The following is a 23,046-nucleotide window of genomic DNA, read 5'->3' as shown; positions in this document are numbered from 1 at the left end:
ACTTCCCGGAGTGCCTCAACTCCGCTTGACCGGGGGGCCGTACAGGACTTACGTTCTCAATGTGCGGCCATTCGAAGCCGCCCACCTTCGCGAAGCCCCCGGTTGTTCCCCCGTGATCGGGGGCTTCGTTCTGCCCGCACCCTGTTTTCCGGACGCTCCGCGACACATTTCGCTCACACACCGTTACCGTCCGGAGTGCGCCCCGTCTGCTCCCACCTCGCCAAACGGCCCGTGCGGCACCCTTCGGCGGGCGACACCCCCGCAGGTACGATGCCCTCGGTGCGACCTGACAGAGGGCTGCGCGCACCGCAACTCCGGTCCACGGTACGGCGGTTCGATCAAGGCGGCCGGCGGACATCGGTCCGGCGGTCAACCGACGGGGGCACGGTTTGTGGGGGACGTGATGGATTTCGGCACGCAGGGCCCCGAGGCCCCGGCCGACCTCGCCTGGCTGCGAGGTGTGGACGCCTACACGATGGGCGCCTATCCACAGGCGGAGGAGGAGTTCCGGGCCGCGGTGCGGATGGATCCCGGGATGGCCGACGGCTGGCTCGGACTGCACGCGCTGCGCGTCGACACGACGACCGCGCTGTTACGAATGTTCCGGCACCGTGACCGCTTCGGCGAACAGCGCGCCCGGCACCGCCGCTCCCTCAACTCCTGGTACTGGCTCGGCTGGTGGGTGCAGCCCGTGCTGGAGAGCCCGCGCGACCTGCTGCTCGCGCATGCCTCGCACTGGCTGGACGGCCGCCATGTTCCGGAGCTGGACCGGGCGCTCGCCGGTCTGCCGCCCGTGGACACCGACCCGCAGGTCCGCTTTCTGCACGCCTGCCGCGCCTATCTCGTCAAGGACTGGGACCAGCTCGTCCGCCACACCGACCCGCTGATCGACGACGCCCTGCTCGGTATCGAGGCGGGCCTGTTCGGCGGCATGGCGCGGGTCCGCCTGGAGATGTACGGACAGGCCGAGCCGCTGCTCTCGTCCGCTCTCATGCGCTGCCGCAGCGAGCAGCCGCAGCGCAAGGAGCTGCGCTACTGGCTGGCGCGCGCCCACGAGGGCACGGGCCGCTCGGCCGCCGCCCTCCCCCTCTACAGGGCCGTGCACCGCGTCGACCCCGCCTTCATGGACACCTCGGCCCGGCTCGCGGCGATCGCCGAGGGCGACGGCTACGACGAGGCCACCGACCTCGCCGCGATCACGCTCTCCGGCGGCCAGGACGCCCTGGAGGGCCCCGACACCCTGGACCCGCTCTTCGGCGCCGAGGGCCGGGACCTGAGGCTCTCCGAGTCCGACCTCCCGCCGGTGGCCCCGCTGCCGTCGTCGATCGACCCGACGGTGCGCGAGAAGAGCGTCGGCCCGCCGGGGTCCCCGCTGCCGGCAGGGCCCACCGACCCCGCACTGCTCGAGGAGGCGCTCGCGGAGCTGGAGCGCATGGTCGGCCTGGAGCCGGTGAAGCGACAGGTCAAGGCGCTGTCGGCGCAGTTGAACATGGCGCGGCTGCGCGCCGGTCAGGGCCTGCCGGTCCAGCCGCCGAAACGGCACTTCGTCTTCTCCGGCCCCTCCGGCACCGGCAAGACCACGGTCGCCCGCATCCTCGGCCGCGTCTTCTACGCCCTCGGACTGCTCGGCGGCGACCACCTCGTCGAGGCACAGCGGGCCGACCTGGTGGGCGAGTACCTGGGACAGACGGCCGTGAAGGCCAACGAACTGATCGACTCCGCGATCGGCGGTGTGCTGTTCGTCGACGAGGCCTACTCGCTGTCCAACTCCGGGTACGGCAAGGGCGACGCGTACGGCGACGAGGCGCTGCAGGTGCTGCTGAAGCGGGCCGAGGACAACCGCGACCACCTCGTGGTCATCCTGGCCGGCTACCCGGAGGGCATGGACCGCCTGCTGGCGGCCAACCCCGGGCTGTCGTCCCGCTTCACCACCCGCGTCGACTTCCCCTCGTACCGGCCGCTCGAACTCACCTCGATCGGTGAGGTGCTGGCTGCCGAGAACGGCGACGTGTGGGACGAGGAGGCGTTGGACGAGCTGCGGTCGATCGCCGGGCATGTGGTGGATCAGGGGTGGATCGACGAGCTGGGGAACGGGCGGTTCCTGCGGACGCTGTACGAGAAGAGCTGTGCTTATCGGGATCTGCGGTTGTCGACGTATCCCGGGGTGTTGTCGCGGGACGACTTGTCGACACTGCGGCTGCCGGATCTGATGCAGGCCTATGGGGAAGTGCTGTCCGGGCGGGGGCCGCAGGATCCGTCGGGGTTGTGAGCTGCGCCCACGAGCTCGGTGATCCCGGTCTCTCGCGGCTGCGGATACGTTGTGGCTTGTCGCACAGTTCCCCGCGCCCCTAGGGGGGTGCGGGGAACCCGCCGTCAGCCTGCCAAGGCCTGTTCCGGCTCGCCGCTTCCCCTGGGCTCCGTGACCTTCACCTCCGGGATGTCCCGGTGGGCCGGGTCCGTGACCTCGCCGACCAGGAGTTCCAGTACGTCCTCCAGGGCCACCAGGCCAAGGACCTTGCCGGAGGCGTCGGCCACCTGGGCCAGGTGGGTGGCGGCGCGGCGCATCACCGTCAGGGCGTCGTCCAGGGGGAGCTCGGAGCGCAGTGTCGTCATCGGCCGCCACAGCTGCTGCGGCACCGCCCGCTCCGAGTCCTCCAGGTCCAGTACGTCCTTCACGTGCAGATAGCCCATGAAGGCGCCGTTCTCCGCGGCTATGGGAAAGCGGGAGTACCCGGTGCGCGCGGTGAGTTCGACGATGCGGCCCGGGGTGACCGACGGAGGAACCGTCACCAGGGACTCACGCCGCAGCAGCACGTCCGTCACCGGGCGGGAGCCCAGCTCCAGGGCGTCCTCGAGGCGCTCCTGCTCCTCGGGGTCGAGCAGGCCCGCCTGGCCGGAGTCCTCCACCAGGCGGTTGAGCTGCTCGCTGGTGAAGACGGCCTCGACCTCGTCCTTCGGCTCGACCCGGAAGAGCCGCAGGATCGCCTGGGCGACGGCGCCGAGGGCTACGGTGATCGGCTTGCAGACGCGGGCGAAGGCGACCAGGCCCGGGGCCAGCCACATGGCCGCCTTCTCCGGGGCCGCCATCGCGAGGTTCTTCGGGACCATCTCGCCGATGACGAGGTGGAAGAAGACCACGGCGGCGAGCGCGATGACGTAACCCAGCGGGTGGATCATCCCGTCCGGGAGGTGGATCCACTCGAACACCGGCTCCAGCAGGTGCGCGACCGTGGGTTCGGCGACCGCGCCCAGGGTCAGCGAGCAGACGGTGATGCCGAACTGGGCCGCGGCCATCATCTGCGGCAGCCGCTCCAGGCCGTAGAGGACCTGGCGGGCGCGGGCCGTGCCGAGCGGTTCGATCTGGCTGCGGCGTACGGACACGAGGGCGAACTCGGCGCCGACGAAGAAGCCGTTGGCCAGCACGAGCAGGCCCGCGAAGAGGAGTTGGAGCACGCTCATCGGGCGACCTCCACGACCAGGCCGGTCCGCACCAGCCGGACCCGCTCGGCGCGGTAGTGGCCGACTCGGCGCACGGTCAGCCGCCAGCCCGGCAGTTCGGCCTTGTCGCCGACGGCCGGGATCCGGCCGAGCCGGTCGGCGACCAGTCCGGCGACGGTCTCGTACGGCCCCTCGGGCACGTCGAGTCCTATGCGCTGCAGGATGTCGACGCGGCAGCTGCCGTCGGCGTCCCAGGCGGGCCTGCCGTCCTCCGGCGGGGCGGCGGCGAGCTCGGGCACGTCCTGCCCGTCGTGCTCGTCGCGGACCTCGCCGACGATCTCCTCGACGATGTCCTCCAGCGTCACGACGCCCGCCGTGCCGCCGTACTCGTCGACGACGACGGCGATGGGCTGCTCGCTGCGCAGCTGGGCGAGGAGCGGCTGAACCGGCAGGGTCTCGGGGACGAGCAGCGCGGGACGGGCGATGCGGCCGACGGGGGTGCGCAGACGCTCGTGCGCCGGGACCGCCAGGGCGTCCTTCAGATGGACCATGCCGACGATTTCGTCGATCCGCTCCCTGTAGACGGGAAAGCGGGACAGGCCGGTGGCGCGGGTCAGGTTCACCACGTCCTCGGCGGTCGCCGTCGACTGCAGCGCGCTCACCTTCACCCGCGGGGTCATGACGTGCTGCGCGGTCAGCTCGGCGAGGGACAGGGTCCGTACGAAGAGGTCGGCCGTGTCCTGTTCCAGGGCGCCGGCCTGCGCGGAGTGCCGGGCCAGGGACACCAGTTCGCCGGGGGTGCGGGCGGAGGCCAGCCCTTCGGCGGGCTCGACGCCCAGGGCGCGGACGAGCCGGTTGGCCACCGCGTTCAGGGCGGCGATGACCGGGCGGAACAGCCGGGCGAAGGCGTGCTGCGGGCCGGCGACGAAGCGCGCGACCTGCATCGGCCTGGACACCGCCCAGTTTTTGGGCACCAGCTCGCCGATCACCATCTGCACGGCGGAGGCCAGCAGCATGCCGACGACCACCGCGACACCGGAGACGGCGCCTTCGGGGATGCCGATCGCGGTGAACGGGCCGTGCAGCAGCTCGGCGAGTGCGGGCTCGGCGAGCATGCCGACGACGAGGGAGGTGATGGTGATGCCGAGCTGGGTGCCGGAGAGCTGGAAGGACAGCTCCCTGAGCGACTCGGCGACCCTTCGGGCCCGTTTGTCGCCTTCGGCGGCGGCCTTCTCGGCGTCCGTCGACTCGACCGTGACCAGGCCGAACTCGGCCGCCACGAAGAAGCCGTTGGCCAGGATCAGCAGGAGGGCCGCTCCGAGGAGCAGCAGGGGGGTGGTCATGATGCCGCCGCCTCGATATGTCGTGAGGGGGCGGCGCAGGTACTACAGGACGATCCGTCCATCGCTGGAGGGAGTCACTCCTCGGGTAGCAGGGGGCCTCTGAAGCCCGGCGGGAACTTCAGCGGCGGAGGCGCAACGAAAACGCCTCCGCCAACAGATTAATCAAGACAGGGGCCGTTACGGCAGATCCCTTGTCGAGCGGGCCTCGGCGAGTGCGCGCAGGGTGCGCGCATCGGCGATGGCGCGCTCCTTGGCGATGCCCGGCTGGATGCCGAGCGCGGGCAGGCTCGTACCGTCGCTGAGGTTGAGAAAGACCCAGGGGTCTCCGGGGCGCAGGTTCACATGGAGGATCTCGGCCCACTCCAGGTGCCGCCTGCTGGCGATGTTGACGACTGTGACGCCTGTCTCGTCGGCGACGACCTTCACCCGGGCGAGCAGCGCGAGGACACCGAAGAGGATCGCTCCGGTGAAGACGAAGCTGAGCTTCTCGCCGGGGCTGAGCTGCTCCAGGAGAAACGCGACGGTCGTGATCACCGCGAAGATGACCGCACCGGAGGTGAGCAGCACGGCCCGGGTACGGCCGGGCCGGAAAGTGACGGGAAGAGCGGGCAGATCGGACATCTCTCGGGCGCCCCTCAGAGACGGCAGGCGTGGATGGCCGTGGTCAGGATGGCCCGCGCGCCGATCGCGTACAGGTCGTCCATGATCCGCTGGGCGTCCTTGGCGGGCACCATGGCGCGGACGGCGACCCAGCCCTCGTTGTGCAGCGGCGAGACGGTCGGCCCTTCCAGGCCGGGGGTGATGGCGACCGCTTCTTCCAGGTGTTCGGCGCGGCAGTCGTAGTCCATCATCACGTACGTCCGCGCCACCAGGACGCCCTGCAGACGGCGCAGGAACTGCTGGACCTTGGGCTCCTCGCCGTTCTCGCCAGTGCGGCGGATGACGACGGCCTCGGACTTCATGATCGGCTCGCCGATGACCTCCAGACCCGCGTTGCGCAGGCTGGTGCCGGTCTCGACGACGTCCGCGATCACCTCGGCAACACCGAGCTCGATGGCGGTCTCGACGGCCCCGTCGAGGTGCACCACGGAGGCGTCGACGCCGTTGTCGGCGAGGTGCTTGGCGACGATGCCCTCGTAGGAGGTGGCGACCGTCATGCCGTTCAGGTCCTCGACGCCCTTCGCCGTGCCCGGCTTGGTGGCGTAACGGAAGGTGGAGCGGGCGAACCCGAGCGGGAGGATCTCCTCGGCGTTGGCACCGGAGTCGACCAGCAGGTCGCGGCCGGTGATGCCGATGTCGAGGCGGCCGGAGGAGACGTAGATCGCGATGTCGCGCGGGCGCAGGTAGAAGAACTCGACCTCGTTGGACGGGTCGACGATCCTGAGCTCCTTGGCCTCCCGGCGCTGCTGGTAGCCGGCCTCATGCAGCATCTCCGCCGCAGGGCCTGACAGGGAACCCTTGTTGGGGACGGCGATGCGCAGCATGAGGTCGGCTTCCTTTGTTCGTGCGTACGGAGATGTGTGCGGGGTCTCTGGCGGTCTGGGACGGCTCAGAGGTGGGCGTAGACGTCGTCCAGGGAGATGCCGCGGGCGACCATCATCACCTGGACGTGGTAGAGCAGCTGCGAGATCTCCTCGGCGGCCGCTTCCTTGCCCTCGTACTCGGCGGCCATCCAGACCTCGGCGGCCTCTTCGACGACCTTCTTGCCGATGGCATGGACGCCCTTGCCGACCAGCTCAGCGGTACGGGAAGTGGCGGGGTCGCCGGTGGCGGCCTTCTGCTGGAGCTCGGTGAAGAGCTCCTCGAACGTCTTATTGGACATGGTGACGCTCAGCCTATGCCAAACCCCGCATACGTCAGCGCCACGGTTCAGATACTGAGCGGAGGGTCGCCGCGGTCGCCACCGCAGCGGTCACCGCCTCGTGCCCCTTGTCCTCGTTGGAGCCCTCGATGCCGGCCCGGTCCAGGGCCTGCTCCTCGGTGTCGCAGGTGAGGACGCCGAAGCCGACGGGGACGCCGGTCTCGACGGAGACCTGGGTGAGGCCCTGGGTCACCCCCTGGCACACGTACTCGAAGTGCGGGGTGCCGCCGCGGATGACGACACCCAGGGCGACGATCGCGTCGTAGCCACGGCCCGCGAGGACCTTGGCGACCACCGGGAGCTCCCAGCTGCCGGGGACCCGGAGCAGGGTCGGCTCGTCGATGCCGAGGTCGTGCAGGGCGCGCAGGGCGCCGTCCACCAGGCCGTCCATCACCTTTTCGTGCCACTGTGCCGCGATGACGGCGACCCGCAGGTCACCCACATTGCGTACGGACAGTTCCGGTGCGCCCTTGCCGCTCACGTTCTCGTGTCTCCTCGGTGTGCTCTGGTCTTACTGGTTGCTGCAGGTGGACACGGGGGTGTCCAGCCAGGGCAGGTCGTGTCCCATCCTGTCCCGCTTGGTGCGCAGGTAGCGGAGGTTGTGCTCGCCCGCCTGTACGGGCATCGGCTCGCGGCCGGTGACCTTGAGGCCGTGGCGCACGAGCGCGTCGGTCTTGTCGGGGTTGTTGGTCATCAGGCGAACGCTCGTGACCCCGAGGTCCTCCAGGATCTGCGCGCCCGCGCCGTAGTCCCGGGCGTCGGCGGGCAGGCCGAGCTCCAGGTTGGCGTCGAGGGTGTCGCGGCCGCGCTCCTGGAGCTCGTACGCCCGCAGCTTGGACAGCAGGCCGATGCCGCGTCCCTCGTGGCCGCGCAGATAGACCACCACTCCCCTGCCCTCTGCCTGGATGCGCTCCAGGGAGGCGTCCAGCTGGGGGCCGCAGTCGCAGCGCAGGGAGGAGAAGATGTCGCCGGTCAGGCACTCGGAGTGGACCCGGACCAGGACGTCCTCGCCGTCACCGATCTCGCCGTGGACCAGGGCGACGTGCTCGACGCCGTCGACGGTGGAGCGGTAGCCGTAGGCAGTGAACTCACCGTGGGCGGTCGGCAGTTGGGTCTCGGCCTCGCGGCGGACGGTGGGCTCGGCGGTACGGCGGTAGGCGATCAGGTCCTCGATGGAGATGATCGTCAGGCCGTGCTTGCGGGCGAAGGGGATCAGTTCGGGGAGGCGGAGCATACGGCCGTCCTCTCCCGCGATCTCGACGATCGCGCCGGCGGGGCGCAGCCCCGCGAGGCGGGCGAGGTCCACGGCGGCCTCGGTGTGGCCGTTGCGCACGAGTACACCGCCGGACCTGGCGCGCAGCGGGAAGATGTGGCCCGGGCGGACGAAGTCGTCGGCGTGGGTCTCTCCGCTCGCCAGCAGCTGGAGGGTGGTGGCGCGGTCGGAGGCGGAGATGCCGGTGGTCACGCCGTGCGCGGCGGAGGCGTCCACGGAGACCGTGAACGCGGTCTTCATCGACTCGGTGTTGTCCTCGACCATCTGCGGGAGCTTCAGCCGCTCCAGCTCGTCGGCCTCCATGGGCGCGCAGATCAGGCCGCGGCACTCGCTCATCATGAAGGCGACGATCTCGGGGGTGGCCTTCTCGGCGGCGATGACGAGGTCGCCCTCGTTCTCGCGGTCCTCGTCGTCGACGACCACGACCGGACGGCCGGCCGCGATGTCGGCGATGGCCTGCTCGACCGGGTCGAGCGACCAGTCCTCGATGCCGTCGGTGCTGTACAGGATCGGTGCCGTGGTCATGCCGGCGCTCCTTCCAGGACGGGCTGCGACGCCCTGCGGGAGCGCAGCCACCAGTCGCGCATGCCCCACAGGACGAGTGCGCCGTAGATGACGTAGACGAAGCCGGAGAAGGCGTAGCCGTTGGCGAAGTTGAGGGGGACGCCGACCAGGTCGACCAGGAGCCAGGCGATCCAGAACTCGGTCATGCCGCGGGCCTGGGCGTACATGGCTACGATGGTGCCGACGAAGATGTAGGCGTCCGGCCAGGGGTCCCAGGACAGGGACGGATAGGCCTTGAAGAGCAGGGCGACGGCGACCGTGCCGACCGCCGCGGCGGCGACCATCGCGCCGCGCTCGCGCCAGGTGGCGAAGCGCGGGGCTATGTGCCCGTCCTCCGCCTGCCCCTTGTTGCGGTTCCACTGCCACCAGCCGTACAGCGCCACGACCATGACGACGACCTGCTTGCCGGCGCTGCCGGCGAGGTGGCCGTAGAAGGCGATGAACAGGACGAGGCCGGAGAGGAACTGGACCGGCCAGGTCAGCAGGGAGCGGCGCCAGCCGAGGGCCAGAGTGATCAGGCCCAGGATGTTGCCGATCATGTCCGACCAGATGATGTGCTGGCCGAGGAGGGTGAAGGCCTGCGAGTTCAGCCAGTTCACCGGTCCGCCCCCTGACCCGCCCCGAGCAGGCGCTCGACGTACTTGGCGACGACGTCGACCTCGAGGTTGACCGGGTCGCCGGGCTGCTTGATGCCGAGCGTGGTCAGGGCGAGGGTGGTGGGGATGAGGCTGACCGTGAAGTAGTCCGGGCCGGCGTCGACCACGGTGAGGCTGATGCCGTCGACCGTGATGGAGCCCTTCTCCACGACGTAGCGGGTCAGCTCCGCGGGGAGGGAGATCTTGATGATCTCCCAGTGCTCGGAGGGCTTGCGCTCCAGCACCTGGCCCGTGCCGTCCACATGGCCCTGGACGATGTGGCCGCCGAGGCGGGCGCCCACGGCCATGGGGCGTTCCAGGTTGACGCGGGAGCCGACGCCGAGGGCGCCGAGGCTGGAGCGGTCGAGGGTCTCCGCCATGACGTCGGCGGTGAACTCGTCGCCCTCGTGCTCGACGACGGTGAGACAGACACCGTTCACGGCGATGGAGTCGCCGTGCTTCGCGCCCTCGGTGACGACGGGGCCGCGCAGCCGGAAGCGGGAGGCGTCGCCGAGGTTCTCGACGGCCGTGATCTCGCCCAGCTCTTCGACGATTCCGGTGAACACTTCCCGGGTCCTCCTGCCTCTTCGGGCACGGACTCCGGGGCCTGTCGATGACGACAGAATGAGCGAACGAGGACACCGGGGGCGACGCCGGACGGGACCCGCCCCGAGGACGAGCCCAGATACGGCGGCGCGCATTCGTGGATGCCCGCCCGCCGCGCACTGCCTCCCATCCGGACTTTAACCGTCGGTCCAGGAATTTCACCTGGTCAACCGGCCGCTGGAAGCGGTCGGGTCGCGGACTGTAACCGCCGGTTCGGACTTTCACCGACCCCGGAGTGCGCTGCTTCTGGTACAGGGCCAGTGTGCCACGCCTGATCGAGGTCCATACGGGCGAACGGTGTGGGGTGGCTCACAGGCACTGTCGATGGACTTCTCAACCCGGCCCACCTGATGGACCCTTTGGTCTAGTCCTTTCCGGATCTCCGCAGACCGGCCCGGCGGTGGTGACGACGGCCCTTGCCCGCCGCCGGGCCTCTCAACTCCCCCGCGCACGGGCTCTGGCAGGGTGGTGGGCATGAGCAGCGCGACCGCCGACGAGTTCGAGACGCACCGCCCGCGGCTGTTCGGCCTCGCCTATCGCATGCTGGGCTCGGCCGACGAGGCGGAGGACGCGGTGCAGGACGCCTATCTGCGTTTCAGCGGGGCCGACCGCACGGGCATCGAACACCCGGGGGCCTGGCTGGCCAAGGTCGTCACCAACCTCTGTCTCACCCGTCTGACCTCGGCCCGCGCCCGGCGCGAGCACTATGTCGGAACCTGGCTGCCGGAGCCCGTGATCACCTCGGACGGCACGCTCGGCCCCCTGGAGTCGGCGGAACAGCGCGATGCCGTGTCGATGGCGATGCTGATCCTGCTGGAGCGGCTCGGTCCGACCGAGCGCGCGGTGTACGTGCTGCGGGAGGCGTTCGGGTACGGCCACCGCGAGATCGCCGGCGTACTGGATCTGAGCGAGGCCAACTGCCGCCAGCTGTACCGCCGGGCGGTGCAGCGGGTGGGCGAGGGCCGGTCCCGTTTCGAGCCGGCGCCCGAGCGGCAGGAGGAGCTCGTCACTTCGTTCCTCACGGCGGCCCGGGACGGTGATCTGGCCGCACTGGAGAAGCTGCTGACCGCGGATGTGGTCTGGTCGAGCGACGGCGGCGGCAAGGTCAGTGCGGCCCGGCGGCCGGTCGTGGGGCTGGACAAGGTGGCGCGGCTCTCGGTGGGTGGCGCCGAGCGGTTCGCGGCCGGTCTGCACTTCACGGCGACCGAGGTCAACGGCGAGACGGGGCTGGCCGCGTGGGCGGGCGACACGCTGGTCGGCATGGTGGCGTTCGAGGTGCGGGACGGTCGGATCTCGCATGTGCGGGTGGTGGTGAACCCGGACAAGCTGGGCTTCGTGCGTCGGCAGCTCACGCGGGCGGCGTAGTGGCATGTCACATTTCACGCGGCTGCCCGGTCTCAGCTGACACAGGGCGCTCCACCCGGGGGCGCCCGGCGTCCGAAGGGGCTGAACAGCATGACCACGATCCTGGTGACCGGCGGCACCGGAACCCTGGGCCGGCTCGTCACCGAGCGGCTGCGTGCGGACGGGCACGAGGTGCGGGTGCTCAGTCGTCACAGCCGGCCCTACGCCGTCGATCTGCGCAAGGGCGGGGCCGGGCTGGAGGCGGCGGTCGCGGGCGTGGACACGATCGTGCACTGTGCGACGACGCAGACCGGCGGTGACGAGAAGGCGGCCGGGAACCTGGTCGCGGCGGCGCGGCGGGCCGGGGTGGGGCACCTGGTGTACATCTCGATCGTCGGCGTCGACCGGGTGCCGTATCCGTACTACCGGACCAAGTTCGCCGTCGAGAAGCTGATCGAGGAGTCGGGGCTCGGCTGGACCGTGCTGCGCGCGACCCAGTTCCACGATTTGCTCGTGATGGTGTTCAAGGCACTGGCCAAGCTGCCGGTCATGCTGTTGCCGGGGCGGCTGAGCGACCAGCCGGTCGAGGTGGCGGAGGTCGCGGCGCGGCTGGCCGAACTGGCCGCCGGTGCTCCCGCGGGACGGGTCGAGGACATGGGCGGGCCGGAGATCCGGACGTTCGAGTCGCTGGCGCGGGCGTATCTGAAGGCGACCGGGCGGCGGCGGGCGGTGGTGAACGTGCCGCTGTGGGGCAGGGCGTACCGGGCGTTCCGCAGTGGCGGACACCTCGCGCCGGAACACGCCGTCGGCAAGGGCACGTTCGAGGAGTACCTCGCCGGGCGCCACGGATGAGCCGACGCGACCGGCCCCGCGGGGGCCTGGGTCTTGCTGAGCCCGGCCTGCAAGGACCATCTGCTGCGGGGCCTCGCCGGGACGTACCTCGCGCTCGGGGTGGTGCGGTGTGCGGCGGTCGTGACGATGGAGCGGTACCTGACCCTGGCGGTGCCTCATCCGGCGTTCCACGCCGGGCACTTGGGGCCGTTGTCGGCGGGGAGCGGTGCGGGGTTGCTGGGGGGGGTGGTGGTTCCGGCGGTGATGCTGGGGCCGGCGGCGGACGCCTCGGCCTTCGTCCTGAGCGCGCTGCCGCGCGGTGAGCAGGGCTCCGCGGAGTACGGCACACCACCGCCGTGACCGGCCGCAAAGACCTCGGCCTTCGCAGCACCCGAGCCCCTCGCCCACCATCCAGGAGACGTGCAGCACCACGCGGACTACCGCCCGGGCGGCGCGAACAACTCGTCCTGAGCGCGCTCCCGCGCGGTGAGCAGCGCTCCGCGGAGTACGGCACTGCCGCCGAGGGCACTCGCGCGGACCTCGGTGGGCAGCGGGGACAAACGGCGGACCCGCTCGGCCACGCGGCCGGCGAGTTCGTCGCCGCCGGCCTGCCCGACCTCACCGCCGAGAACCAGGCAACCGGGGTCGAGGACCGCCACCACGGAGGCGACCCCGACGGCGAGCCGATCGGCGAGGGCGTCGAGGAAACGGCCGGCGGAGGGCACATCGGGGACGCGGACGCCGTCACGCGTCGGCACTGCGCCCCTGTCGTCACCGGTCTCCCCGGCGCGCTCGCCGCCTCCGGCCGACGCGGGTCCGGCCCTCCCTGCCTCGTCGCCCCGTGTCTTCACCAACGCGGCCCCGCCCGACGCGAGCCCCGCCGACCCTGCCTCGCCGCCTCCTGCCTTCACCAACGCGGCCCCGCCCGACTCGAACCCCGCCGACGCTGCTTCATCGCCCCCCGCCTCCACCAACACGGCCCCGCCCGACTCGAACCCCGCCGACCCTGCCTCCCCGCCCCGCGCCTCCACCACCGCAGCCCCGCCCGGTCCAGGCCTCGTCGCCCCGGTCTCGCCGTCACGCTCCTCCGCCGGCACTTCCCGGGCCGCTGCCGCCGGATATCCCCCCGCTTCATCACCACGCGCTCCCATCCCCGCCCTCTCGCGTGACGGCCCGGGCAGCGCTACCTCCGGCCCGCCATTCCCCGAACCCAGCTCCGCCACCCCACCGCGCCCCGCTTCATTACCACGCGCTCCCATCCCCGCCCTCGCGCGTGACGGCCCACGCAGCGTCGCCTCCCGTCCCTCACCTCTCGAAACCGACTCCGCCACCCCGTCGGCCTTCGAAAGCAACCCGACCGCCGCCCGCACCAGCCCCGCGGCAACCGGCTCATGTCCCGGGTCCACCGCCGTCAGGCCGTGTTCGCGTGCCAGGGCCACGATCGCCGCCGACCCCGCCAGGGAGTGGAAGCCCCCCTCGCAGTCCGTAGCCGAAGGCAGGGCGGTGGTGCCCGGGACGGGCAGGAAGCCGATCTCCCCGGTGCCGCCGGAGGCGCCGCGGCGCAGGGTGCCCTCCAGGACCACGGCCGCACCGGTGCCGTGGCCGAGCCACAGCAGGACGAAGGTGTCGCGGTCCTGGGCCGCGCCGTCGCGCTGCTCGGCGAGTGCCGCGAGGTTGGTCTCGTTCTCGACGCTGACGCGGGCCTCGGGGAGGCGCTCCTGAAGGGCGGCGACCAGACGGCGGTGCCACTCGGGCAGGCCCGAGGAGTCGCGGAGTTCGCCGGTGGACGGGTCGATCAGGCCGGGGGCTCCGATCCCGACGGTGTGGAGGCGGTCGGCGCCGGCCTCCTTCGCCACCCGTTCGACGAGCGCGACCGCCTGCTCCACCGCCGGGCCCGTGCCCGTGTCGCCGCCGATCGGCAGGGACGCCTCGGCGAGCACCCGGCCGAGCAGGTCGGAGACGACCACGGCCACGCCCTCGGTACGGACGTCCAGGGCAGCGAGATGCGCGCGGTCGGCGACGATCCCGTACAGCTTCGCGTTCGGTCCGCGCCGCTGCTCCCCCGCCTCCCCGACCACGGTGATCAGGCCGGACGCGGTGAGGCGCTCCACCAGGTCGGCGACCGACGGCCGGGACAGGCCGGTCAGCTGCTTCAACTGGCCTGCCGTCAACGGGCCCTCCTGCTGCAGCAGACGCAGGGCGAGCCGGTCGTTGATGGCCCGGGCGGTGCTGGGGGATGCGGGCATGCCGGGATCCTTCCAGATCGGCGGGACCGGCCGGGGCACGGCGGGCGTGCGCCCCGGCGGCCGTAAATCCCCTATCTATCAGGCAGGGTTCCTGATAGTTTACGCGACGCCGAGGGGAACCGTGCGGGAGAGGGGTGGGGCCGAGAATGGGCGACGTGGTCTACGACCTGCGCGAGGTGAGGCGGAGCCGGTACGCCGTGGCCGCCGTGTTCGCCGTGCACGGGGCTGTCACCGGTTCGTTCGCCACCCGGGTGCCATGGGTCCAGGACCATGCCTCGCTGAGTGCGGGCCAGCTCGGCTTCGCCCTCGCCTTCACCGCGTTCGGTGCGTCCTGCTCCATGCCGCTGGCCGGGCGGATCAGTCACCGCTTCGGCAGCCGTACGGCGCTGCGCGGCCTGATCGCGCTGTGGACGCTGTCCCTCGTCCTGCCGTCGCTCGCGCCGAACATGCTCACGCTGTGTCTGGCGATGTTCACCTACGGGGCGAGCGCGGGCATGGCCGACGTCGCGATGAACGCGCTCGGTGTCGAGGTGGAGCGGCTGCTCGACAGGTCGATCATGTCGAGCCTGCACGGCATGTGGAGCGCGGGTGCGCTGATCGGCTCGGCGGCGGGCACCCTCGCCGCACACCTCGGTTCGGACGCGCGCCTGCACTTCGCGCTGGCGGCGGCCACCCTCACCCTGCTCGGCGTACTGGCCTGCCGCTGGGTGCTCGACATACAGGCCACCGAGGACGAGGAGCCGCCGCCGAGGTTCGCGCTGCCGCCGAAGTCCGCGCTGCTGATCGGCACCGTCGGCTTCTGCGCGGTGTTCGCCGAAGGCGCGAGTCTCGACTGGTCGGCGGTCTATCTGCGCGACCGGCTCGACACCTCGGCGGGCCTGGCCGCCGCGTGCACGACGGGTTTCATGCTGACCATGGCCGTGGCCCGGCTCGTGGGTGACGTGGTGGTCGACCGCTTCGGCGCGGTCCGCACCGTGCGGGCGGGCGGCGCACTGGCGGTCCTGGGCGGGCTGCTCATCGTCGTCGCGGGCCACCCGGCCGTGGCGATGGGCGGTTTCGCGCTGCTCGGACTCGGCATCGCGGTGGTCGTGCCGCTGTGCTTCGCGGCGGCGGGTCGCAGCGGCCCGAACCCGAGTCAGGCCATCGCGGGCGTCGCGACCATCACGTACACCTCGGGTCTGATCGCACCCGGCCTCATCGGCGGGGTCGCGCAGGCGACGAGCCTGATGGTGTCGTTCGTGCTGGTGACGGTCCTGGCCTGCGGTCTCGCGGCCTTCGCGGGCGTCCTGCGCACCGGCGACCGCAGCCGCCCGGAGGTCAGCCGTCCGAGCGCAGCAGTTCCCGGCCCGCGGCCCTGAACCGCTCGCTCCACGGCGCGGGGCGCATCGTCTTGGAGTCCAGCCGGACCAGCACCCGGATGCCGTGCGCGTAGGTCACCGAACCGTCCGCGGAGCAGAACCGGAAGCCGTAGGCCAGTCCGGTGGTGCCGAGCCGTTCCAGCCAGAGATGGACGGCGTAGGGGCCGGGCCGGGTGACCGGGGCCTCGTAGCTGATGCGGAGTTCCTTGACCGCGTTGCAGGCGTCCCCCGCCGCGGCCCAGTCGCCCTCGAAGCTGAAGCCGTACTCCTGGAACAGTTCGGCCCAGGCCCGCTCGACCATCAGCGGGTAGCGGGCGTTGTGGAGCAGGCCGAGGGCGTCCAGGTCGTCGAAGTGGACGGTGACGGGGATCAGCCGGCCGTGGGAGAGGACGGGGGCGATCGTGGCTTCGGCGGTCACGGGTGGGGCTCCTGAGCAAGGGACGAAGCAGTGGGGACACTCCATCCTAAGCGGACGCTCAGGAGCCCTGGCCGGGAGGGCCACCGGAAAGGCCCTGGTCAGCCCGCTATCGAGTCCAGCTGCTCGGCTGCCGGGCGCAGCTCCCAGAGGTCACCGGCGGGCGGTGCCTCCAGCTTCGGGACGGCCTGCTGCGCGGCCTTGTCGCCCGCGTCCGCCGCCGCGTGGACGACGTCGCTCGCCGCGTAGCGGTGGAACTCCAGCTCCGGGTGCGGCCATGCGGTGGAGCCGGTGGCGGCGGGCAGGAGGTAGTCGACGGCCTTGAACAGGCCCTGTCCGTCCGGGCCCTGATAGGCCCACAGGTTCACACCGACGTGCCGGCCGATCGCCGCGAGCCGGGTGTAGGCGACCAGGTCGAAGGTCGAGTAGTGCCAGCTCCGCGTCCGGGCGAGCTCCTGCGGCTGGCTGCCGTCGGCCGCGATCTGCGGGTCGATGCGTTTGCTGCGCGCGTCGACGACGGTTCGCCGGGCCAGCGCCCGGTCGCCGGTCGCATAGGCGAGGGCGGCGAGCTGCATGTCGTAGAAGGTGCCGTGGTTGTTGGCCGCCGCGCCCTCCTCCTTGCCGAAGGCGCTGTTCTTCAGCCAGCCGAGGAAGTCGGCGTTCCACTGCGCCATCCCCGTGCGGTCGGTCTTCGTCCAGCCGGGGGCGCCCGTGCCGAGGATCGCGAGGGCGTCGACGACGCTGGTGTACGACTGCGAGAAGTCGATGATGCCGATGGCCCGGCCGTCGTACTTGCACGGGATGAACTGGGCGTGGGCGAGGTTGGGGTTCATGCGCGTGGACGGGTCGAGGAACCAGGTGCGCAGGACCTGGGCCGCCTTCTTGGCGTATGCCCGCCTGCCGGTGTAGTACCAGGCCAGGGACAGGTCGTACGTCGAGTCGAAGACCTTCTCGACGTCCTGGCGGTCGGTGCCGGAGTCGACCTCGGGATTGCGCTGTCCGTCCCTCTGAACGTACGGGCAGCCCCACGGGTTGTCGGCCGTCGGGGCCCGGGTGGGCCACCAGTAGGGGGCCTGGCTCAGATAGTCGTGGCGGTCGCCGCCGGGTGCCGGTCGGGGTTTGTCGACGACCGTCCACGGGCCCTGGGTCAGCCAGTTGTCGGCGCGGGCCGTCAAGTCCCCCAGAGCGCGGTGCAGTTGTGGATCTCCTTGATCCAAGCGGAGTTTCGTCCGCTGCAACCGGGCGCCGTCGAGGACGGCGGTGTCGGGAGCCCTGGGTGCCGCGTGCGCGGAGGGGACGAGGACGGATGCGAGGGTCACCACTGCGGCCAGCAGGACGGCGGCACGGGATCTTCCACTCATCGATCACTCCGATCCATCGAACGAAGGGTCATGAATGTGAACGCAGTTCATGAGCAGGACCGTGCGAGCGTAGAGGCGCCAGGTAGCCGTGACAATGGTCCGGACCGTCTTCCTGCACAGAGAAAGAGCAACCCCACCGTGGATCCCGGCGTGCGAGGGCACGTCCTCCTACGACGAGGCCAAGTCGTAGGCGTACGACGGACTGAACGCGCCCGGGGCCCCGTTGCAGCCGTCCGACTCCCCCGGCAGCTTCACCCAGAGATAGGCGTCGATGCGCGCCTCACCCGTGCTGAGCGTCGGCGCCCGGCCGATCCTGCGGCCCGCCGGGTCGCACCACTCGCCGTCGGCCGGGGCGCCGTTGCCGTTGCGGCTGGTGTCGATGACGGCGCCCAGAGCCGCGGGGCCTCCGAGGGCAGCGAGGACCTGACGGTCGTAGGCGACCTCGTCGGGCGTCGTGTGGAAGTTGGAGACGTTGCTGAAGATCCCGTCGGAGGATACGGCCGAGGCGGCGCCCGCCTGCTTCAGCAGTGCCGCCTGCTGCGCGGCCGGGTGCCAGCCGGAGTGCCCGGCGTCGTAGTAGACCCGGGCCTTCGGGTCCGCGGCCTTCAGGACGCGGCCGGCGCGGGCCAGTGAGGCGAAGCGGTCGGCGCGGGCGCGGTCGGAGAGGCAGTCGGACTGGGCTATGGAGTCGGGCTCCAGGACGACGACGACCTCGCCGGATCCGAGCCCCGCCGCGAAGCCGTCGATCCAGGCGTCGTACGCGGCGAGGTCGGGCGCCCCGCCCTTGGAGGCGCCCCCGCAGTCACGGCCGGGTATCGCGTACGGCACGACGACGGGCACCCGGCCCTGCGCCGCGGCGTCCGAGGTGACCGCGCGGACGCGGGAGGCGACGGTCGCCGGCGTGTAGTCGGCGAACCACACGGCGGCCGGCTGGTCGGCGATACGGGACGCGATGACCGGTGTGCGCGGGTCGTCCGGATGGGCGCGGACCCAGTCGAGCACCTTCGAGTCGGAGTGCCGGTAGAGGCGGGCGGACACCGTGGCGGGCTGCCGCTTCTGCTCCGTCCTGGTGGGCGACGGACTGGCCTTCGGGGAAGAACTCGGCGTCGGGGGCGCGGACTTGGTGGCCGTGGCCGACACGGAGGGCACCACCGGCACCTGCTGGAGCCGCGGCGAACTGGTCACCTCGGGCTTCGCCTGCTGCGAGCCGCGTCCGTCGTCGAGCGCCGACATCATGCCGGTCGCGGTGCCGACGGCGACCACCACGGAGGCCACCGCGACCATGGCGCCGCGCCGGTGGGCCCGTCTGCGAGCGGCCCTGCGTGCGGCCAGCCGCTGCGCGCGTAAGCCTGACACCGTGCTGCTCCCCCCACTCCGTTCCCCCGTTCTGGGGAAGCGCCGGGCCCGCCGACACCCCCGTCAGCCTAGGACTGGGACCCTTCCCCCATGGCGCAATTGGAACAGTTCACCACTTCTGTAGACGCAGTCGTCTCCCGGATGCGCGCCCTCGACGCGGCCCTGCCCGAACGGGACGGTGTCGCGGTCTTCAACCGCGTCTACCTCGCCGTCACCGAGGCCGTCGACCGGAGCATCGACGCCCATCGGTTCGCGGACGCGCGGGCGGCGACCACGCTGGACGTACGGTTCGCCGAGCGCTATCTCGCCGCCGTCGACGCGGTCACCGCCGAGCGGCACCCGCCGGCCTGCTGGCGGCCGCTGTTCCAGCTCCGCCGTCATCCCGGAGTACGACCGCTGCAGTTCGCGCTGGCGGGCATCAATGCGCACATCGGCCACGACCTGGCGCTCGCCGTCGTGGACAGCTGTCGTACGTTGGACTGCGAACCGGCCGAGCTGGAGGACGAGTTCGACCGCGTGGGAGACCTCCTCGTCTCGCTGGAGGAGCGCATCCGCGAAGAGCTGATGCCGGGCCCCGACCTCCTCCAGATCGCCGACCCGCTCACCCATCTGCTCGGCGCATGGAGTCTGGAGCGTGCCCGGGACGCCACCTGGACCGCGGCGCGGGCGCTGTGGGCGCTGCGCGGACTGCCCGAAGTCGCCGCCGAGTTCACCGAGCGCCTCGACTCGGCGGTGGGCTTCGCGGGACGCATGCTGCTCACGCCCCTCCCGAGTTAGGTTGACTGTTGAACCGACGCAAAGGAGCGGACGCATGGCCATTCGGCTGGGGCTGAGCCTTCCTCAGGCGCGGCAGTACGACATCGGACGCGATGTGCCCGACGTGGCACGCACCGCCGAACAGATCGGCTACCAGAGTCTGTGGGTCTATGAGCGTGCCCTCTTCCCCGAACCCGCGACCCAGGGTCTGTACGGCGTCGAGGGCCTGCCGTGGCCCGACGTGTACCGGGGCGTGCCGGACCCCCTGGTGACGCTGACCCTGGCCGCCGCGGCGACCGACCGGGCCCGGCTCGGCACGAGCATCCTGGTGGCCCCGCTGCACAACCCCTTCCAGCTGGCCAAGTCGCTCGCCACGCTGGATGCGGCGAGCGGCGGCCGGGTGCTGGCGGGCCTCGGAACGGGCTGGTCGCTCGACGAGTACGCGGCCGCGGGCGTGGCACCCTTCGAGGAGCGGGGCCGGGTCCTGGACGAGATCATCGACGTCTGCCGGGCGGTGTGGGGCCCGGACCCGGTGAAGTACGAGGGCCGGATCACCAAGATCGCCTCGGCCGTGGTCGGCCCCAAGCCCGCCCGTCCCATCCCGATCCTGCTGCCCACCAACAGCAGGAAGGCGATGACCCGGCTCGTCGACCGCGCCGACGGCTGGATGCCGATCGCCATGGGTGCCGGGCAACTGGCCGCGCAGTGGCGTCAGTTGCAGGACCTGGCGGCCGAGCGCGGCCGCACCGGGCCGATCGAGACGGTGGTACGGGTGAACGCCCGGTACACGCGCAAGGCCTACGACGGGGCCGACCGCTCCCCGTTCCAGGGCAGCGTCGCCCAGATCGTCGAGGATCTCGCCGCCCATGCCGAAAGCGGCCTCGACGAGTTCTTCTTCGAGCTCCAGGGCGGCACACGGGACGCCCAGGAGCTGAAGGACGTGGCCGCCGAGCTCTACGAGTCCGTACGCGCCGCCGGTCTCTAGTCCTCCGGCAGCTCGACCGGCGCGATCTCGTCGTACACGTCGCCCGGCCCCGGGTTGGCCGCGTCGGTCTCGCCGCCGAAGTGGTGCATGACGCCCCAGACCGCGTTCAGCGCGGTCTGGATCGCGCCCTCGGCCCAGCCGGCCGTCCAGGAGATGTCGTCGCCCGCGAGGAAGATGCCCCGCTTGTCCTCGGGCAGCCGGTCCTGCATGAAGTGCGTGAACAGGCGGCGCTGGTAGCGGTAGTGGCCCGGCAGGTTGGCCTTGAACGCGCCCATGAAGTAGGGCTCGTTCTCCCAGGAGACGGTCACCGGGCTGCCGATGATGTGCTTCCTGATGTCGACCTTCGGGTAGATCTCGCCGAGCGACTTCAGCATGACCTCCATCCGCTCGTTCGCGGACAGCGGCAGCCACTTCAGGCTGTCGTCGCACCAGGTGTAGGAGAGGCAGATGACGGCGGGCTTGTCCGGGCCGTCGTCCAGCAGGTAGGTGCCGCGGGTCATGCGGTCGGTGAGCGTCATCGACATGACGTCCCGGCCGGTCTCCTCGTCCTTGTCGAGCCAGAAGGGGCGGTCGACGGGCACGAAGAGCTTGCTGGACTCCATGTAGTGGGTGCGCTCGATCGCCGTCCAGTGGTCGATCGGGAAGAGCGAGTCGTCGCAGGCGATCTTCGACAGCAGCATCCAGGACTGCGCGGTGAAGATCGCCGCCTGGTAGGTGCGGATGTCGCCGTTCGCGTCGGTCACGGTGATCCGGTTGCCCGCCGTGCGGTGCAGCCGGGTCACGGCCGGGCGGGGCTCGCCGTTCACGTGCAGGGACTTCAGGGACGTCCCGTACGGCCAGTGGACGATCTTCTCGGGCTCGCGCTCCCAGAGCCGCAGCGGGAGCTGCTGGCTGCCGCCGACGATGCCGCGGTGGTGGTCGTCGGCCTCGGTGTAGACGACCCGCAGGATCTCCAGGATGGAGTTGGGGAAGTCGGTGTCCCAGCCGCCGGTCCCGAAGCCGACCTGGCCGAAGATCTCGCGGTGGCGGAAGGACTTGAAGGCCTCGGAGTCGCAGAGGAAGCCGTAGAAGGTCTGGTTGTCCAGCTTCTCGACCAGCTTCGCCCAGATCTCGCGGATCCGCGGCACGTCACGCTCGCGCAGGGCGCGGTTCATGTCGGAGAAGTCGGCGCCCTCTTCGAGGCACCTGTTCCAGGCCTCGGCGACATCGCGGTAGACCTGCGGCAGGTCCTCGACCGTCTCGGCGTAGTGCGACTCCCCCTTGAGGTCGACGACCGTCGAAGGGGTCGCCTCCGCAAGGGGGTTGGGGAAGGGCCGGGTCTCGAGTCCCGCCAGGTCGATGTAGTGCTGAAGGGCCGTCGAGGACGGCGGGAAGCGCATCGCGCCCATCTCCGCGGTGAGGGACGGGTCGCAGCCCTCGAACCCCACGGTGCGCAGGCGCCCGCCGATCCGGTCGGCCTCGTACACGACCGGCTTCAGGCCCATCTTCATCAGCTCGTAGGCGGCCACGATGCCGGAGAGTCCGCCGCCGATGACCGCGACCTCGGCGCCGTGCTCGGTCGCCGGTATCTGACCGAGGCCCGCCGGGTGGGCGAGGAAGTCGTCGTACGCGTACGGGAAGTCCGGGCCGAACATGGTGATCGGCGGCAGCTGCTGCTCGTCTGCGTGCTCGACGGCGTTGGGCACGGTGGACGTCATGGGGTACGGACTCCTTGCACGGAAAGTACGAGTACGGGGTGAGGGGTTCAGACGAGGGACCCGTAGAGGCCGGGGCGGCGGTCCTGCAGATACGGGTTCGCCTCGCGGGAGGCGGCGAGGAAGACGGGGTCGGCGTCGGCGAACACCAGCTCTTCACCGCGTCCTGCGCGGGCGCGGGCCACCCCGTCGGGACCGGCCAGCGCGGAGAGCCCGACGAAGTCGAACTCCCCTTCCTGCCCGACCCGGTTGACGTACGCGACGTACAGCTGGTTCTCGAAGGCGCGCACCGGGATCATCGACTCGGCGACGAACTGGAACGGGTGCATCTGGGCCGTCGGGACGACGAGGAGGTCGGTGCCGGCCAGGGCGTGGGCGCGGACGTTCTCCGGGAACTCGACGTCGTAGCAGATCATGAGGCCGACGGTGAGCCCGCCGAGCTCGGCCTGGACGACCGGCTGCTCGCCGGCCGTGAAGTGGTCGCGCTCGAAGCAGCCGAAGAGGTGGGTCTTGCGGTAGTTCGCGAGGCGGATGCCCTCGGCGGAGATGATCTGCGCGGAGTTGAAGACGGTCTCGCCGTCCCGCTCCGGATACCCGTACGCGATCGTGAGCCCGTGCCGCCCGGCGATGTCGGCGATCGCGTCGGCGGAGTCACCGTCGGCGGGCTCGGCGAGCCGGCCGATGTCGTCGCCGATCGCGTACCCGGTCAGGAACATCTCCGGCGCGGCCAGCAGCAGAGCACCCGCGGCAGCGGCCCGCCCGGCGGCCGCGTCGAGCACCTTGAGGTTCTCGGCGACGGACCCGGGACGGCCGGAGCTCTGGAGCAGGGCGGTACGCATGCGTGTTCCTCAGCGGTACGGAGGGGTTCTGGGGCCATTTAGACGGTACGGTCGCGGGCCCGGGCCCAGCAAGAAGGAGCCGTTGCGCGCCAGTGAGCAGTTCGTTGCGTACCGAGCCCGTCCGACGGCGATTCGTTGCGC

21 protein-coding genes, 2 pseudogenes and 1 riboswitch are annotated in these 23,046 nt (G+C 71.2%); of the genes and pseudogenes, 7 read left to right on the top strand and 16 right to left on the bottom strand.

Going from position 1 to position 23,046, the window contains the following annotated elements:
• Positions 1-403: 403 nt before the first annotated feature.
• On the top strand, positions 404-2,269 hold the full coding sequence (locus ACWC1K_RS33495) for an AAA family ATPase (RefSeq protein ID WP_450836688.1): 1,866 nt from the start codon (positions 404-406) through the stop codon (positions 2,267-2,269).
• 104 nt (positions 2,270-2,373) lie between these two features.
• Here ACWC1K_RS33495 and ACWC1K_RS33490 read toward each other — a convergent pair whose 3' ends face one another.
• From ACWC1K_RS33490 to ACWC1K_RS33450, 9 genes are all read right to left on the bottom strand, one after another.
• Positions 2,374-3,459, bottom strand: coding sequence for a hemolysin family protein (locus ACWC1K_RS33490; RefSeq protein WP_450836687.1), 1,086 nt, complete (start codon positions 3,457-3,459; stop codon positions 2,374-2,376).
• The gene (locus ACWC1K_RS33485) at positions 3,456-4,781 is read right to left on the bottom strand and encodes a hemolysin family protein (RefSeq protein ID WP_450836686.1); all 1,326 of its coding nucleotides are present in this window, start codon (positions 4,779-4,781) and stop codon (positions 3,456-3,458) included. The genes ACWC1K_RS33490 and ACWC1K_RS33485 overlap by 4 nt, the downstream gene beginning before the upstream one ends.
• A gap of 177 nt (positions 4,782-4,958) precedes the next feature.
• Positions 4,959-5,402, bottom strand: coding sequence for a PH domain-containing protein (locus ACWC1K_RS33480; RefSeq protein ID WP_450836685.1), 444 nt, complete (start codon positions 5,400-5,402; stop codon positions 4,959-4,961).
• A gap of 14 nt (positions 5,403-5,416) precedes the next feature.
• A complete protein-coding gene (hisG, locus tag ACWC1K_RS33475) occupies positions 5,417-6,265 on the bottom strand; it encodes an ATP phosphoribosyltransferase (RefSeq protein WP_450836684.1) in 849 nt (282 codons plus the stop codon).
• 65 nt (positions 6,266-6,330) lie between these two features.
• Complete coding sequence (locus tag ACWC1K_RS33470; RefSeq protein WP_018534786.1) at positions 6,331-6,603, bottom strand: phosphoribosyl-ATP diphosphatase; 273 nt, start codon at positions 6,601-6,603, stop codon at positions 6,331-6,333.
• Positions 6,604-6,637: 34 nt separating this feature from the next.
• The gene (ribH, locus tag ACWC1K_RS33465) at positions 6,638-7,123 is read right to left on the bottom strand and encodes a 6,7-dimethyl-8-ribityllumazine synthase (RefSeq protein WP_003988915.1); all 486 of its coding nucleotides are present in this window, start codon (positions 7,121-7,123) and stop codon (positions 6,638-6,640) included.
• Positions 7,124-7,153: 30 nt separating this feature from the next.
• Positions 7,154-8,440 carry a bifunctional 3,4-dihydroxy-2-butanone-4-phosphate synthase/GTP cyclohydrolase II gene (locus tag ACWC1K_RS33460; RefSeq protein ID WP_450836683.1) on the bottom strand — a complete coding sequence of 429 codons (1,287 nt, stop codon included), beginning with the start codon at positions 8,438-8,440 and terminating at the stop codon, positions 7,154-7,156.
• Positions 8,437-9,078 (bottom strand): nicotinamide riboside transporter PnuC, encoded by a 642-nt coding sequence (gene pnuC, locus ACWC1K_RS33455; RefSeq protein ID WP_450836682.1) that lies wholly within the window; start codon positions 9,076-9,078, stop codon positions 8,437-8,439. Before pnuC ends, ACWC1K_RS33460 begins: the two co-directional genes overlap by 4 nt.
• Positions 9,075-9,680 (bottom strand): riboflavin synthase, encoded by a 606-nt coding sequence (locus tag ACWC1K_RS33450; protein ID WP_450836681.1) that lies wholly within the window; start codon positions 9,678-9,680, stop codon positions 9,075-9,077. The genes pnuC and ACWC1K_RS33450 overlap by 4 nt, the downstream gene beginning before the upstream one ends.
• A gap of 152 nt (positions 9,681-9,832) precedes the next feature.
• A riboswitch (FMN riboswitch) is annotated at positions 9,833-9,963 on the bottom strand.
• 231 nt (positions 9,964-10,194) lie between these two features.
• Between ACWC1K_RS33450 and ACWC1K_RS33445 the strand changes: the two genes are divergently transcribed.
• The 3 genes from ACWC1K_RS33445 to ACWC1K_RS33435 all read left to right on the top strand — a co-directional run bounded on the left by ACWC1K_RS33445 (position 10,195) and on the right by ACWC1K_RS33435 (position 12,255).
• Positions 10,195-11,085, top strand: coding sequence for an RNA polymerase sigma-70 factor (locus ACWC1K_RS33445; RefSeq protein WP_450836680.1), 891 nt, complete (start codon positions 10,195-10,197; stop codon positions 11,083-11,085).
• A 90-nt stretch (positions 11,086-11,175) separates the two neighbouring features.
• Entirely contained in the window at positions 11,176-11,916 is a 741-nt protein-coding gene (locus ACWC1K_RS33440; RefSeq protein WP_450836679.1) for an SDR family oxidoreductase, read from the top strand.
• Between the two features lie 33 nt (positions 11,917-11,949).
• Entirely contained in the window at positions 11,950-12,255 is a 306-nt protein-coding gene (locus ACWC1K_RS33435) for a hypothetical protein (protein WP_450836678.1), read from the top strand.
• Between the two features lie 77 nt (positions 12,256-12,332).
• Here the strand turns inward: ACWC1K_RS33435 and ACWC1K_RS33430 are convergent.
• Together ACWC1K_RS33430 and ACWC1K_RS33425 are read right to left on the bottom strand one after the other, a co-directional pair.
• A pseudogene (locus tag ACWC1K_RS33430) lies at positions 12,333-12,611 on the bottom strand (ROK family protein); the annotation flags it as partial.
• 638 nt (positions 12,612-13,249) lie between these two features.
• Positions 13,250-14,141: pseudogene (locus ACWC1K_RS33425) on the bottom strand (ROK family transcriptional regulator); the annotation flags it as partial.
• 146 nt (positions 14,142-14,287) lie between these two features.
• Here ACWC1K_RS33425 and ACWC1K_RS33420 point away from each other — a divergent pair.
• Positions 14,288-15,499: an MFS transporter gene (locus ACWC1K_RS33420; RefSeq protein WP_450836677.1), complete on the top strand. Its 1,212-nt coding sequence runs from the start codon at positions 14,288-14,290 to the stop codon at positions 15,497-15,499.
• On the opposite strand, the gene ACWC1K_RS33415 is transcribed toward ACWC1K_RS33420, so the two are convergent.
• The 3 genes from ACWC1K_RS33415 to ACWC1K_RS33405 all read right to left on the bottom strand — a co-directional run bounded on the left by ACWC1K_RS33415 (position 15,459) and on the right by ACWC1K_RS33405 (position 18,559).
• Positions 15,459-15,917, bottom strand: a complete 459-nt coding sequence (locus ACWC1K_RS33415) for an acyl-CoA thioesterase (protein ID WP_450836676.1) — start codon at positions 15,915-15,917, stop codon at positions 15,459-15,461. The two genes, ACWC1K_RS33420 and ACWC1K_RS33415, sit on opposite strands and share 41 nt — an antisense overlap.
• 98 nt (positions 15,918-16,015) lie before the next feature.
• Positions 16,016-17,275: an alginate lyase family protein gene (locus ACWC1K_RS33410; protein ID WP_450836675.1), complete on the bottom strand. Its 1,260-nt coding sequence runs from the start codon at positions 17,273-17,275 to the stop codon at positions 16,016-16,018.
• 168 nt (positions 17,276-17,443) lie between these two features.
• Positions 17,444-18,559 carry a glycoside hydrolase family 6 protein gene (locus ACWC1K_RS33405; RefSeq protein WP_450836736.1) on the bottom strand — a complete coding sequence of 372 codons (1,116 nt, stop codon included), beginning with the start codon at positions 18,557-18,559 and terminating at the stop codon, positions 17,444-17,446.
• Positions 18,560-18,721: 162 nt separating this feature from the next.
• On the opposite strand from ACWC1K_RS33405, the gene ACWC1K_RS33400 reads away from it, so the two are divergent.
• Entirely contained in the window at positions 18,722-19,408 is a 687-nt protein-coding gene (locus ACWC1K_RS33400) for a DUF5995 family protein (protein WP_450836674.1), read from the top strand.
• Positions 19,409-19,442: 34 nt separating this feature from the next.
• Entirely contained in the window at positions 19,443-20,372 is a 930-nt protein-coding gene (locus tag ACWC1K_RS33395) for an LLM class F420-dependent oxidoreductase (RefSeq protein WP_450836673.1), read from the top strand.
• Here ACWC1K_RS33395 and ACWC1K_RS33390 read toward each other — a convergent pair.
• Together ACWC1K_RS33390 and ACWC1K_RS33385 are read right to left on the bottom strand one after the other, a co-directional pair.
• Positions 20,369-22,069, bottom strand: coding sequence for a flavin monoamine oxidase family protein (locus ACWC1K_RS33390; RefSeq protein ID WP_450836672.1), 1,701 nt, complete (start codon positions 22,067-22,069; stop codon positions 20,369-20,371). The genes ACWC1K_RS33395 and ACWC1K_RS33390 overlap by 4 nt on opposite strands.
• Before the next feature lie 47 nt (positions 22,070-22,116).
• Positions 22,117-22,905: a carbon-nitrogen hydrolase family protein gene (locus tag ACWC1K_RS33385; RefSeq protein WP_450836671.1), complete on the bottom strand. Its 789-nt coding sequence runs from the start codon at positions 22,903-22,905 to the stop codon at positions 22,117-22,119.
• Positions 22,906-23,046 lie beyond the last annotated feature (141 nt).

The sequence above is a fragment of the Streptomyces sp. NPDC001492 genome (genome assembly GCF_053597275.1).
Note: the sequence above shows the minus strand (reverse complement) of the source record. Positions and strands in the feature narration are given on the sequence as shown.